Below are 12,957 nucleotides of genomic sequence, written 5' to 3'. Positions count from 1 at the left end.
ACGAGGCGCTTCATCTCAGCGCCCTGCAGCCGCCGGCCGCGTCCGGTAGAACTGCATCGGCACGCCGGTCGCCAGGCTGGCCTTTTCCTCGCGCGCGGCGCGGTTCAGCACGTTCTTCTTCATCCGCCCGACGACGTGCATCTCGCAGGGCTTGCAGTCGAAGCGCAGCTGCAGCACCTCGTCGCCGTTCTGGATCGTCAGCGGCTCGGCGCGGATCGTGCCCTGCACGCCGGTGACGCCCTTGGCCTGCTTCGGGCACAGGCTGAGCGAGAAGCGCACGCAGTGCTTGGTGATCATCAGGCTGGCGTCGCCCAGCGCCTCGTGGCTCTCGTAGGCCGACTCGATGACCTTGACGCCATGGCGGGCGTAGAAGTCGCGTGCCTTCGCGTTGTAGACGTTGGCCAGATAGCTGAGCGTGTCGTCGGGATAGGGCACGGGCGGCGTGACCTCGGGCCAGCGCGGCTGGCGCACATGGGCCTCCAGGCGCGCGGCGTCGAGCTGCTCGAACGCGTCGCGGCGCAGCGCGTTGAGCACGCCCGGCGGCACGAACCACGGCCGGCGCGTCGCCAGCACGATGTCGGAGGGCTCGGCGTGGAAGATCGTTGCGCCCAGCCGGCCCAGGTGCTCGCGCAGCGCCGCCTCGCCCCGGGCGGCGTCGCGCGCGGGCTCCTTCTTCGCCAGCGCGACCTCGGCGCAGACCGTCACGCCGGTCTCGTCGCTCACCGTCAGCGCCAGGCCGTCGGGCGTGTCGTCCAGGCGCATCGTCACGCCGATGCGCCGCTCGGCCGACTTCTTCTCCAGCAGCCGCACCCAGTTCATGTCGCGGTTGCGGCTGAGCGGGGTGTCGCGGCGCAGGTCGGGGTAGGTCGCCAGCGGCTCCTTCGGGACCACGCGCCAGAGGCGCTGCTTCGCGTCGAGCAGCTGGGCCGTGTCGATCGGCAGGCCGGTCAGCTCCTTCTGCAGCGTGTAGTAGGTCAGGGCGTCGTTGTTGTTGAGCGGATCGACCCCGGCGTCGAGCTGCACGTCCAGATGGTCCGCGCCCACGCGCACCACCCAGCCCAGCGGCAGGCCGGCGTGCTTCGGGGTGTCGAAGGCGCCGATGTCGTCCTGGCGGCCGTTGACGAAGTAGTCGGTGCTGCCGCGGTTGAAGTTGCGGTCCGGGTCGGGCGTGAAGGTGAAGCGGGCGCGGCCGGCCGACGCCGCGTGCAGCTCCGGGCGGCGCTCGAACAGGCTGTCGAGCAGCTGGCGGTAATGGGCGGTGATGTTCTTCACGTAGCCCATGTCCTTGTAGCGGCCCTCGATCTTGAAGCTGCGGATGCCGGCGTCGACCAGCGCCTCGAGGTTGGCGCTCTGGTTGTTGTCCTTCATCGACAGCACATGCTTGTCGTGCGCGACGATGCGGCCCTGCGTGTCGGTCACGGTGTAGGGCAGGCGGCAGGCCTGCGAGCAGTCGCCGCGGTTGGCGCTGCGGCCGGTCTGGGCGTGGCTGACGTAGCACTGGCCGGAATAGGCAACGCACAGCGCGCCGTGCACGAAGAATTCCAGCGTCGAGCGGTCCACCTGCGCGGCGACGGCGCGGATCTGCGCCAGTGTGAGTTCACGCGCCAGCACGATCTGCGAGAAGCCCGCGTCCTGCAGGAAGCGCGCCTTCTCGGGCGTGCGGATGTCGGTCTGCGTCGAGGCGTGCAGGTCGATCGGCGGCAGATCCAGCTCCAGCAGGCCCATGTCCTGCACGATCAGCGCGTCCGCTCCTGCTTCATGCACCTGCCGGATCATCTGCCGTGCCGGCTCCAGCTCGTCGTCGCGCAGGATGGTGTTGAGGGTGACGAAGATGCGGCTGCCGTAGCGGTGCGCATGTCGGACCAGCCGCTCGATGTCGGCCACCGAGTTGCCGGCCGAGGCCCGCGCGCCGAAGGCCGGGCCGCCGATGTAGACCGCGTCCGCACCGTGATTGATCGCCTCGATGCCGATGTCGGCGTCGCGCGCGGGGGAAAGCAGTTCGATGTCGGGACGCAGGGGCATGGCGGCGGCTCGCGGTGACTGATCACGGATGACGGAAAGAAGGGCCCGGATTCTACGGAGAAGCCCGCAGCTGCGGGCCTGCCCGGACAAGAACGTCGATTCGGCGCTGCTAAGATGAATTTCAGCCCTCATCGCCATGCCCCTGAACCGACGCAGTTTCCTGTTCCGAGTCCCTGCCGTGCCGCTGGCCGCGGTGCTGCTGGGGGGATGCGTCGAGATGCCGCAGGCGCCGCTGCGCATCGGCATCAATGCCTGGGTTGGCTACGACCCGCTGGTGCTGGCCCGTGACCAGGGCGGTGTCGATGGCCAGGTGCTGCGCATCATCGACATGTTCTCCAACACCGACAGCCTGCGCGCGCTGCGCAACGGCCTGCTCGATGGCGCGGCGCTGACGCTCGACGAGGCGCTGCGCCTGGCCGACGGCGGCCTGCCGGTGGTGATCATCGCGATGATCAATCAGTCGGAAGGCGCGGACGCGGTGCTGGCCCGCCCGGATGTGCTGCACGCCAGCGACCTGCGCGGGCGCATCATCGGCCTGGAGAAGACCGCGCTGGGGGCGGTGGTGCTGGAACAGCTGCTCCAGGAGGGATCGCTGCGCCCGAGCGAGGTGAGCACGCTGCATGTCGAGGCCGCCCAGCATGCGGACATGATGCGCGCGGGCCGCATCGACGCGGTCATCACCTTCGAGCCGATGGCCAGCCAGATCGAGCAGGCCGGCATGCGCCGCATCTTCGACAGCCGGCAGATGCCGGGCGAGATCATCGACGTGCTGGTGGTGCGCCGCGGCATCGCGCCGCAGCGGCTGCTGCCGCTGCTGCAGGCCTGGGAGCGCGGACGCCAGGCGCTCGAGCATGATCCTGCAGCCGCGGCCGCGCTGCTGGCCGTCGGCACCGACTTGTCGGAGAAGGACTATCTGCAGACGCTGAAGGGGCTGAAGCTGCTGCCGCTGGACACCAGCCTGCGCGAGCTGCGGCAGGACGAGCGCGGCCACAGCCTGCTGGCCGCGCATGGCCGGCTGATGGAGCGCACGCTGCAGCGCCTGCAGCTGCTGAGCCGGCCGGTCGACTGGAAGACGCTGATCGACGACCGGGCGCTGCGCCTGTGGCAGACCGGTGCGGCCACGAAGGATCAGCCATGAACGGCGAGAAGAAGTCCGTCGAATCCCTGGGACGCGGCCGCTGGCTGCTGCGCTGGCCGGCCCGGCTGCTGCTGCCGGTGCTGATGCTGCTCTTTGCGCTGGCGGTCAGCCTGCTGGGCCATCGCCTGCGTGTCAGCGAGCTCGATGCCAGCGTGCTGCAGACCGAGCAGCAGCGACTGCGTGAGCGTCTGGCCCTCGAGCAGGGCCGGCTGACCCAGGCGACCGGTCAGGGCGACATGGGGCAGGCACGCCGCCTGGTGGCCGGCCTGGCGCTGCACGAGGGGCTGATGCAGGCCTGGCTGCTCGAGGAGGATGGGCGCATCGCTGCCGCGCTCTCGCGTGCCGAGATCGGGCGGCGCCTCTCGACGGTGCTGATCGCGCTGCCTCCGGCCGAGCGCGATGCCCTGATGGCGCTGCAGCAGGGGGGGGCGTCCGAGCTGCGGCTGCGCACCACCCACGGGCCGGGGCAGGCGCGCCTGCTGCTCGGCGCGGTCGGCGTCGAGCCGGCGCGTCTGCTGCTGGTGCGCGTCGACATCAGCCATGCGCTGGCCGTGCGGCAGGCCCAGGCCCGCTCCGACCTGCTGCAGCAGCTGCTGCTGACGCTGCTGAGCGTCAGCCTGTTCGGCCTGCTGCTGCATCTGCTGTGGTTCCGGCGGGCGGACCAGCTGCGGCACACCGCGGTGCAGCTCGGCCGCGGCGACCTGTCAGCCCGGGCCGGACTGCGAGGTGCCGACGAGCTGGCCCTGATCGGTCAGGCGGTCGACCTGATGGCCTCCGACCTGCAGCAGCGCCAGACCGAGCTGCAGCAGCTGGCCGACCGCATCTCGCATTCGCCGGTGGTGGTGATGACCTGGCGCAACGCCGAGGGCTGGCCGGCACGCTACGTCAGCGACAGCATCGCGCTCTGGGGCTATCGGCGCCAGGACCTGCTGTCGGGCCGCATCCGCTACGCCGACCTGATGCATCCGGAGGACCTGACTCGCATTGCCGGCGAGGTGGCACGGCATCTGGCGCAGGGGCCGGACGAGTACCGGCAGGAATACCGCATCCGCCACGGCGACGGTCGCTGGATGTGGGTCGAGGATCGCACCTGGCTGGCGCGGGATGCGGTCGGGCAGGTGGTCGACATCCACGGCGTGCTGCTCGACGTGAGCGAGCTGCATGCGGCCCGTGCCGAGCTGGCCATCCAGGTGCGCCGGCTGCACGAGGCCGAAGCCCACGCTCGGCTGGGCAGCTGGACCTATGACGTCGGCAACGGCCGGGGCTGGTGGTCGGCGCAGATGTATGCGCTGTTCAACGCCGACCCGTCTGCCGGCGTGCCGAGCTTCGAGGACTTCGTCGCCCGCGTCCACGAGGCCGATCGACCGGCGGTGCGAATGATGCTGCAGAGCTTCGCCCAGGGCGTGACGCCAGAGCGCAACGTCGAGTTCTTCCGCCGCCATCCGGATCTCGGCCCGACGCGCTGGTTCAGCGTGACCATTTATCCCGAGCTGGGTGCTGAAGGGCGCATCCAGCGCTTTGTCGGCACTACGCTCGATGTCACCGAGACCCGCCAGGCCGAGGCCACGCTGCGCCGGATCAACATCGAGCTGGAGCATCGGGTCGAGGCGCGCACTCGCGAGCTGACCGAGCTGAACCAGTCGCTCGAGAGCTTCGTCTACACCGTCTCGCATGACCTGAAGGCGCCGCTGCGCGGCATCGAGGGCTATGGCCGGCTGCTGCTCGAGGAGCATGCGCAGCAGCTCGGCGCGGAGGGGCGGCTGTTCGCCGAGCGCATCCAGGAAGGCACGCTGCGCATGAGCCAGCTGATCGACGATCTGCTTGCCTACGCGCGCATGGAGCGCCGCGCGATCTCGGTGCAGGACGTGGAGCTGGCGTCGGTGCTGGGCCAGGTGATCGAAGACGCGCGCACCGACCTCGAGCGCGGCGGCGTGGTGCTGGAGCTCGAGGTGCCGGACGCGCCGCTGGGCGTGCGGGTCGACCGGGAGGGCCTGATGCTGGCCCTGCGCAACCTGCTGGCCAACGCGATCAAGTTCAGCGCCGCCAGCCAGCCGCCGCGGGTGCATATCGCCGTTCGCCGGCTCGGCCCCGAGGCCTCGGACGCGATCGAGCTGCGGCTGTCGGACAACGGCGTGGGCTTCGACATGGCCTATCACGACCGCATCTTCGAGATCTTCCAGCGCCTGCACCGGATGGAAGACTATCCCGGCACCGGTATCGGCCTGGCGCTGGTGCGCAAGGCGATGCAGCGCATGGGCGGCACGGTGCGCGCCGAGAGTCGGCCCGGCGAGGGCGCGACCTTCGTGCTGACGCTGCCGGCAGCCGTCTTCAGGCCGCAGGAGCCCGGCGCAGCTTGACGTAGGCGACGAAGCCGCCGCCGGGCGCGTTGCCCAGCTCGAGCTGGCCGCCCATGCGCGTCACCGTCTTGTCGACGATGGCCAGGCCCAGGCCGGCACCGGTCGAGTGGGTGTGGGTGCGGGCCTTGTCGCCACGGTAGAAGGGCGTGGTCAGCCGGGCGAGCTGCTCCGGGCTGACGCCAGGGCCCTCGTCGCGCACGCTCACCAGCACCCATTCGCCGGCACGCGCGAAGGTGACCGAGACCCGCGCCACCCCGTCCTCGCCCTGCGCATAGCGACGTGCGTTCTCGAACAGGTTGGCGAAGACGCGGTCCAGGTCGGTCTCGTCGGCCATGACCCGCACATCGGTCGTCACCCGGGCCACCACCTTCAGGTGCTCGCCGTTGACGCGCCGGATCACCGTGTCGAGCAGCACCGCCAGCACGATCGGCGCGAGCTTGACCTCGGTCGGACGCGCGTAGTCCATGAACTTGTCGATGATCGCGTCGAGCTGGTCGATGTCGGCGGCCATGTTGCGCTTGGCCTCCTCGTCGTAGACGCTCATCTCGGTCTCGAGGCGGATGCGCGCCAGCGGCGTGCGCAGGTCATGGCTGATGCCGGCAAGCATCACCGCGCGGTCGTCCTCGATCTTGGCCAGCTCGCGCGCCATGCGGTTGAAGCCGCGGTTGACCTCGCGGATCTCGCGGGTGGTGGTGTCCTCGTCGAGCCGCTCGGCATATTCGCCGTCGCGGATGCGGCTGGCGGCGAAGCTGAGCTGGCGCAGCGGCCGGTTGATCAGCCCGGCGATCAGTGCCGAGCCTCCCAGCGTCAGCAGGAAGGTCAGGCTCATCACCACGAAGGTGGTCTTGCCAGTGACCGCCGGCTGCACCCGGTTGCGGTCGGCCTGCAGCCAGTAGTTGTCGGTCTCGATCAGGAAGCCGACCCACAGCCCGGGCTGGCCGTTGACGCTGCTGGCCACGATGGTCTGCGGTCCGAGCTGGCTGCGCAGCTCCGAGCCGATGGCCCGGGTGAAGCGATCGACCTCGAAGGGCTGCCAGCGGTCGTTGGGCTCGCGCGGCTGCAGCTTGACCGCCTCCTGCTCGGCGATGTTCTTGACCAGCGCGACCCGGTTGACCTGATCGGTGTAGCGCAGCGCCGAGCGCGACAGGTTCACCAGGCTGGCGATCTGCTGCGCCGCCTGCACGCCCCGCGGCTCGAGCTCGAGAAAGCGCAGCGTGTAGACCCAGCCCAGGATGCCGGCGCCCAGCATCAGCGACAGCAGCAGGAAGGTGCGCCAGAACAGGCTCATCGGCATGTAGCGCCGGACCAGCATGCCCAAGCCCCGCAGCAGGACCCGAGGCAGGGGTTCGCGCTCGGGCACGGGATAGGTGGACGGTGGGGTGGTGGAGGCCATGGAATCAGGTCGGCAGCGTCTGTCGGTCACCACGGCCCGAGGCTGCGGCTCGATGAACTCCCCTGATGCATCTCATCTCCTCATGATGTTGATCATGATTTATGAAACGAAATGTATCAGGATTGTGAATTCATGCCGCGCCGTCCGGCACGAAGACATAGCCGACGCCCCAGACCGTCTGGATGTAGCGCGGCTGCGAAGGGTCGGGCTCGATCATCTTGCGCAGGCGCGAGACCTGCACGTCGAGGCTGCGATCGAAGGGCTCGAACTCGCGACCGCGTGCCAGCTGGGCGAGCTTGTCGCGGCTCAGCGGCTGGCGCGGATGGCGCACCAGGGCCTTGAGCATCGAGAACTCGCCAGTGGTCAGCGAGATCACCTCGCCGTCGCGGGTCAGGCGGCGCAGCGCCAGATCGAACTCGAAGGGGCCGAAGACGACGGTCTGGGCCTCGCGCGAGGGCGCACCGGGGGCCTCCATGACCGGCCGACGGCGCAGCACGGCGTGGATGCGCGCCAGAAGCTCGCGCGGGTTGAAGGGCTTGGGCAGGTAGTCGTCGGCGCCGACCTCCAGGCCAACGATGCGGTCCACATCCTCGACCTTGGCGGTCAGCATGATGATCGGGGTCAGGTCGTTGGCCGCGCGCAGGCGGCGGCAGATCGACAGGCCGTCCTCGCCGGGCAGCATCAGGTCGAGCACGATCAGGTCGATGGTCTCGCGGGTCAGGATGCGGTTGAGGGCCTTGGCATCCTCGGCCAGCAGCACCTCGAAGCCTTCCTGGGTCAGATAGCGGCGCAGCAGGTCACGGATGCGCGCGTCATCGTCGACGACGACGATCCGGTCGGTGCGCTGGGCGTTGGCGGTGTTCATCAGGGGCTCCGGATTTGTAACAGTGGCGATTCTGCGCAGGTCGGACCGGCTTTTTCATCCAGTCTGACCCCCTGTTACATCTATTGCGCTCTGGTGTAGTGCGGCTGTGAATGCGGCTTTCCAGGGGGTTGCCGTTGAATTATTCACGATGTCTGTCGGCGGCTCGGTGGTTTGTGCCGTTGACAGGGCTTCACCGTCTTCATCGAACGGAAAGCTGCATGTCCTCTGTTCTTCGTGCTTCGTCGTCCGTGTCGCGCCTGTCGCGCTCGTCGTCGCTGCGGGTCCTGCTGCCCGCGCTGCTGCTGGGCGCGGTCACGGCCGTCCAGGCACAGACGCCGCCGCTGGTGGGCACGCCGGCGCATCAGCTGAGCCTGTCGGCCAGCGCGCAGACCGAGGTGGCGCGCGACCAGCTCGCCGTCATGCTGCAGGTCACCCGGGAGGGCAGCGATGCCGCCCAGGTTCAGACCGCGCTCAAGCAGGTGCTCGACACCGCCCTGAACGAGGCGCGCCGCGCGACTGACGGCCAGCAGATGACGGTGCGCACCAGCGGCTTCTCGATCCAGCCGCGCCATGGCCGTGACGGCCGCATCTCCGGCTGGAGCGGCAATGCCGGGCTGACGCTGGAAGGGCGTGATGCCGCACGCATCGCCGCGCTGTCCGGGCGGCTGCCGGGCATGACGATCGTCTCGACCGGCTACAGCCTGTCGCGGGAGGCCCGCGAGCGCCATGAATCAGCGCTGACCGAGCAGGCGATCCGGCGCTTTCGCGAGCGGGCGGCCGAGATGTCGCGCCATTTCGGCTACAGCGGCTACACGGTGCGCGAGGTCACGGTGCAGGATGCCGAGGTCGACGGCGGCATGCGCCCGCCGATGGTGATGGCGCGCATGTCCCCGGCGATGGCTGCGGCCGAGGCGGCGGCGCCGCTGCCGACCGAAGGCGGCCAGGCCACGCTCGGGGTGACGGTGCAGGGCACCGTCACGATGACGCGCTGAGCGGCTGCGCGCTTACTGCGCGGTCCAGCCGCCGTCGACGTTCCAGGCCACGCCGCGCACATTGCTGGCCGCGGAAGAGCACAGGAAGACCGCCAGCTCGCCGAGCTGCTCGGGCGTGGTGAACTGCAGCGAGGGCTGCTTCTCGCCCAGCAGCCGGCGCACCGCCTCGTCGTTGTCGACGCCGTCCCGGGCGGCGCGCGCGTCGACCTGCTTCTGCACCAGCGGCGTCAGCACCCAGCCCGGACAGATCGCGTTGCAGGTCACGCCGGTGGTAGCGTTCTCCAGCGCGGTCACCTTGGTCAGGCCGATGACGCCGTGCTTGGCCGCGACATAGGCGGCCTTCTGCGTCGAGGCCACCAGGCCGTGCACCGAGGCGATGTTGATGATGCGGCCCCAGTTCTTCGCCTTCATCGACGGCAGCGCCAGCCGCGTCGTGTGGAAGGTCGAGCTGAGGTTGATCGCGATGACCGCATCCCAGCGATCGACGGGAAAGTCCTCGACCGGCGCGACATGCTGGATGCCGGCGTTGTTGACCAGGATGTCGACGCCGCCGAACTCGGCCTCGGCGTAGGCCATCATCGCCTCGATCTCGGCCGGCCGGCTCATGTCGGCGCCGTGGTAGCCGGCCTTCACGCCCAGCGCGGCGACCTCGGCCTTCGGGCCCTCGGCATCGCCGAAGCCGTTGAGAATCACGTTGGCGCCCTGACGTGCCAGGCACAGGGCCACGCCCAGGCCGATGCCGCTGGTCGATCCGGTGACCAGCGCGGTCTTGCCTTTGAGCATCTGTCTTTCTCCTAAGGGTGGGGGATGAGTGAGCGGGTTGGTTAACATGCATTATTGAATGCGAAGTTCCTCCTTCGCCTGACAGCCTCATCGTCAATGCCATGCAAGAACCTCGACTGCACCATGTGACCTGTGCCCATGCCGGCGGCCTGCACCGCATGGCCTATGCCGAATGGGGCGATCCCGCCAATCCGGACGTCGTCGTCTGCGTGCACGGCCTGGCGCGGCAGGGCCGCGACTTCGACACGCTGGCGCGCGCGCTGGCGGCCGACCGGCGGGTGATCTGCCCGGACGTGGTCGGGCGCGGGCGCTCCGACTGGCTGGCTGATCCGTCGCTCTACCAGATCCCGACCTACGTGGTCGACATGGTCACGCTGATCGCGCGGCTGGGCGTCGAGCGGGTGGACTGGGTCGGCACCTCGATGGGCGGCCTGATCGGCATGGGCCTGGCCGGGCTGCGCGCGGCCGGCCAGCCGCCGCTGATCCGCCGCATGGTGGTCAACGATGTCGGCCCGGCGCTGGAGCCGACCGCCATCGCGCGCATCGGCCAGTACCTGGGTCAGCCGCTGCGCTTCGAGTCGGTCGAGCAGGGCGTCGCCTATCTGCAGACCATTTCGGCCAGCTTCGGTCCGCACACGCCCGCGCAGTGGGCCGAGCTCGGCCGGCCGATGCTGCATCCGGCGCCCGAGGGCGGCTGGCGGCTGCACTACGACCCGGCCATCGCCGTGCCCTTCCGCAGCTGGACGCCCGAGATCGGCCGCATCGGCGAGGCGCTGCTGTGGCAGGCCTGGGCCTCGATCGAGGATCCGCTGCTGCTGCTGCGTGGCGCCGAATCCGATCTGCTGTCGGCGCAGACCGCGCAGGCGATGGTGCAGCACGGCCGCCAGGCGCGCTGCGTCGAGTTCGCCGGCGTCGGCCACGCACCGATGCTGATGCAGCCCGACCAGGTCGACTGCGTGCGCGACTTCCTGCTCGGCGGCTGAGGCCGCTCCGGTGTGTTCCCTTTCCCTTTCTTCGTGATTCCCTTGCCTTGATGAAGACCTTCAGCCTCGATCCGACCGAGGCGCCCGCCGCGATCGTCCAGCTCGCGGACTCCACCACCGCCGGGCCCAGCATCGACAGCGTCACCGAGGAGCATGAGCGGCTCGATCGCGCGCGCCGCTTCGCCGAGCCGCTGCTGGCCAGCAGCCGCTTCGACACCGGCGAGAACGCGCTCGAGCATGCCGACGGCGTGGCGGCGATCCTGCGCGGCATCGGTGCGGCGCCGTCGATGCAGGCGGCCGTCTACCTGGTCTACGCCGGGGACTTTCTCGCCGAGCCGGAAGTGGTGGTCGAGCAGGCCTTCGGCGCGTCCTACGCCAGCCTGGTCGCGCACACCCGGCAGCTGGTGCGCATCCAGCGCAACGCGCGTGCGGCCTGGACCGACGAGACCGACCGCGAGCTGCAGGCCGAGCAGATCGAGCGGGTGCGCAAGATGCTGCTGGCCTTCTCGCGCGACCTGCGCGTGGTGCTGCTGCGGCTGGCGTCCCGGCTGCAGACGCTGCGCTTCTACGCCGCGACCAAGCTGCCGTGCCCGGTGGCGCTGGCGCGCGAGGCGCAGCAGGTCTTCGCGCCGCTGGCCAGCCGGCTGGGCATCTGGCAGATCAAGTGGGAGCTGGAGGACCTGGCCTTTCGCTTCCTCAAGCCCGAGGACTACAAGCGCATCGCCCGGCTGCTCGACGAGAAGCGCATCGAGCGCGAGCAGGGCATCGAGGCGGCACGCCGCCGGCTCGAGGCCGAGCTGGCCGGCGCCGGCATCGCCGCCGAGGTGCACGGCCGCCCCAAGCACATCTATTCCATCTGGAAGAAGATGCAGGGCAAGAAGCTGCCCTTCGAGCGGGTCTTCGACGTGCGTGCGATGCGGGTCATCGTCGATTCGGTGCCGGACTGCTATGCGGCGCTGAGCCGGGTGCACGAGGTCTGGCGCGCGCTGCCCGACGAGTTCGACGACTACATCGCCCGGCCCAAGCCCAACGGCTACCAGTCGCTGCACACCGTCGTGGTCGACGGGCCCGAGAACGGCGCACGCCCGATCGAGATCCAGATCCGCACCCGCGAGATGCACGACCGCGCCGAGAGTGGCGTGGCCGCGCACTGGGCCTACAAGGAGGCGGGCACCAAGGGCTATGCAGGGGTCAGCGCCGCCGGCGACTTCGAGGACCGGGTCGCGCAGGCGCGCCGGGCGGTGCTGCAGCAGCTGCTGGCCTGGGAGCGCGACTTCGTCGGCCACAACATGCCGGCACAGGGCTTCTTCGAGGACCGCATCTATGTCTTCACGCCGGCCGCGCGCCTGATCGAGCTGCCAGCCGGCGCCACCGCGGTCGACTTCGCCTACAACCTGCACACCGACCTGGGCCACCGCTGTCGCGGCGCGCGCGTCGACGGCCAGATGGTGCCGCTCAACACCCCGCTGCAAAGCGGCCAGACCATCGAGGTCATCGCCGCGAAGGAGGGCGGTCCGTCGCTGGACTGGCTCAACCCGCAGCAGGGCTATCTGAAGAGCCAGCGCTCGCGGGCCAAGGCGCGCGCCTGGTTCAACGCCCGCGCGCTGCAGGACACGATCGCGCGCGGCCGCGAGGCGGTCGACCGGCTGCTGCAGCGCGAGGGCCGCACCGCGATCCGGCTCGACGATCTGGCCGCGCAGCTGGGCTTCCGCAATGCCGAGGCGCTGTTCGAGCTCGTCGGCAAGGACGAGTATTCGCTGCGCAACATCGAGAGCGTGCTGCGTCCGCCCCCTGCGCCAGTGCCGCTGACGCCGCAGGAGGAGGTCCAGGTCTCGCGCCCGGCCACCGGCGCGCTGTCGGGCAAGAGCGCGGTGCTGGTGGTGGGGGTGGAATCTCTGCTGACCCAGCTGGCGCATTGCTGCCGCCCGGCGCCGCCCGACACGATCGGCGGCTTCGTGACCCGCGGCAAGGGTGTGGCGGTGCACCGCTCGGACTGCGCCAACTTCCGTCAGCTCGCCGCGCGCCATCCCGAACGCATCATCGAGGTCCAGTGGGGCGAGGCGCCGCCCGTCATGGGCCGAGCGCCGGTCTATCCGGTCAATGTCTCGGTGATGGCGCACGACCGTCAGGGGCTGCTGCGCGACATCTCCGAGGTCTTCGCACGCGAGAAGACCAATGTCATCGGCGTGCATACCCAGTCGATGCGCGGCACGGCCTGGATGACCTTCACCATCGAGGTCAGCAGCTCCGCGGCGCTGGCCCATGTGCTGGCGCAGGTCGCGCAGATCGGCGGTGTGCTCAGTGCGCGAAGAAAATGATTGACGCAAATTAGAACCGTGCTATAGTCGAGGGCTCGACAGGCACATAGCTCAGTTGGTTAGAGCACCACCTTGACATGGTGGGGGTCGTTGGTTCGAATCCAAT

General features: G+C 69.7%; 9 protein-coding genes. 5 read left to right on the top strand and 4 right to left on the bottom strand.

Annotated features, from left to right (window positions below; translation table 11 throughout):
- Positions 1-15: 15 nt before the first annotated feature.
- The gene (locus tag BW996_RS18345) at positions 16-2,022 is read right to left on the bottom strand and encodes a peptidase U32 family protein (protein ID WP_037478585.1); all 2,007 of its coding nucleotides are present in this window, start codon (positions 2,020-2,022) and stop codon (positions 16-18) included.
- A gap of 136 nt (positions 2,023-2,158) precedes the next feature.
- On the opposite strand from BW996_RS18345, the gene BW996_RS18340 reads away from it, so the two are divergent.
- Both BW996_RS18340 and BW996_RS18335 read left to right on the top strand, forming a co-directional pair.
- Positions 2,159-3,160, top strand: coding sequence for an ABC transporter substrate-binding protein (locus BW996_RS18340; protein WP_051631585.1), 1,002 nt, complete (start codon positions 2,159-2,161; stop codon positions 3,158-3,160).
- Complete coding sequence (locus BW996_RS18335) at positions 3,157-5,517, top strand: PAS domain-containing protein (RefSeq protein WP_051631586.1); 2,361 nt, start codon at positions 3,157-3,159, stop codon at positions 5,515-5,517. Before BW996_RS18340 ends, BW996_RS18335 begins: the two co-directional genes overlap by 4 nt.
- Here BW996_RS18335 and BW996_RS18330 read toward each other — a convergent pair.
- Positions 5,489-6,805, bottom strand: coding sequence for a sensor histidine kinase family protein (locus BW996_RS18330; RefSeq protein ID WP_175619146.1), 1,317 nt, complete (start codon positions 6,803-6,805; stop codon positions 5,489-5,491). The two genes, BW996_RS18335 and BW996_RS18330, sit on opposite strands and share 29 nt — an antisense overlap.
- A 235-nt stretch (positions 6,806-7,040) precedes the next feature.
- A complete protein-coding gene (ompR, locus tag BW996_RS18325; protein ID WP_037478588.1) occupies positions 7,041-7,775 on the bottom strand; it encodes an osmolarity response regulator transcription factor OmpR in 735 nt (244 codons plus the stop codon).
- Positions 7,776-7,993: 218 nt separating this feature from the next.
- Between ompR and BW996_RS18320 the strand changes: the two genes are divergently transcribed.
- Positions 7,994-8,767: an SIMPL domain-containing protein gene (locus BW996_RS18320; RefSeq protein WP_076459043.1), complete on the top strand. Its 774-nt coding sequence runs from the start codon at positions 7,994-7,996 to the stop codon at positions 8,765-8,767.
- Positions 8,768-8,779: 12 nt separating this feature from the next.
- On the opposite strand, the gene BW996_RS18315 is transcribed toward BW996_RS18320, so the two are convergent.
- Positions 8,780-9,550 carry a 3-hydroxybutyrate dehydrogenase gene (locus tag BW996_RS18315; protein ID WP_037478591.1) on the bottom strand — a complete coding sequence of 257 codons (771 nt, stop codon included), beginning with the start codon at positions 9,548-9,550 and terminating at the stop codon, positions 8,780-8,782.
- A 101-nt stretch (positions 9,551-9,651) separates the two neighbouring features.
- Here BW996_RS18315 and BW996_RS18310 point away from each other — a divergent pair, with 101 nt between their 5' ends.
- Both BW996_RS18310 and BW996_RS18305 read left to right on the top strand, forming a co-directional pair.
- Positions 9,652-10,533, top strand: coding sequence for an alpha/beta fold hydrolase (locus tag BW996_RS18310; RefSeq protein ID WP_037478593.1), 882 nt, complete (start codon positions 9,652-9,654; stop codon positions 10,531-10,533).
- A 50-nt stretch (positions 10,534-10,583) separates the two neighbouring features.
- Positions 10,584-12,851 (top strand): RelA/SpoT family protein, encoded by a 2,268-nt coding sequence (locus BW996_RS18305; RefSeq protein WP_076459042.1) that lies wholly within the window; start codon positions 10,584-10,586, stop codon positions 12,849-12,851.
- Positions 12,852-12,957 lie beyond the last annotated feature (106 nt).

This window comes from Sphaerotilus natans, from assembly GCF_900156335.1.
In the GTDB taxonomy this organism is placed as follows: domain Bacteria; phylum Pseudomonadota; class Gammaproteobacteria; order Burkholderiales; family Burkholderiaceae_C; genus Sphaerotilus; species Sphaerotilus natans.
Note: the sequence above shows the minus strand (reverse complement) of the source record. Positions and strands in the feature narration are given on the sequence as shown.

Excerpts from the sequence above, each read along its gene's own strand:
- BW996_RS18345 (WP_037478585.1), bottom strand. The coding sequence starts at position 2,022 with ATGCCCCTGCGTCCCGACATCGAACTGCTTTCCCCCGCGCGCGACGCC.
- BW996_RS18340 (WP_051631585.1), top strand. The coding sequence starts at position 2,159 with ATGCCCCTGAACCGACGCAGTTTCCTGTTCCGAGTCCCTGCCGTGCCG.
- BW996_RS18335 (WP_051631586.1), top strand. The coding sequence starts at position 3,157 with ATGAACGGCGAGAAGAAGTCCGTCGAATCCCTGGGACGCGGCCGCTGG.
- BW996_RS18330 (WP_175619146.1), bottom strand. The coding sequence starts at position 6,805 with ATGAGCCTGTTCTGGCGCACCTTCCTGCTGCTGTCGCTGATGCTGGGC.
- ompR (WP_037478588.1), bottom strand. The coding sequence starts at position 7,775 with ATGAACACCGCCAACGCCCAGCGCACCGACCGGATCGTCGTCGTCGAC.
- BW996_RS18320 (WP_076459043.1), top strand. The coding sequence starts at position 7,994 with ATGTCCTCTGTTCTTCGTGCTTCGTCGTCCGTGTCGCGCCTGTCGCGC.
- BW996_RS18315 (WP_037478591.1), bottom strand. The coding sequence starts at position 9,550 with ATGCTCAAAGGCAAGACCGCGCTGGTCACCGGATCGACCAGCGGCATC.
- BW996_RS18310 (WP_037478593.1), top strand. The coding sequence starts at position 9,652 with ATGCAAGAACCTCGACTGCACCATGTGACCTGTGCCCATGCCGGCGGC.
- BW996_RS18305 (WP_076459042.1), top strand. The coding sequence starts at position 10,584 with ATGAAGACCTTCAGCCTCGATCCGACCGAGGCGCCCGCCGCGATCGTC.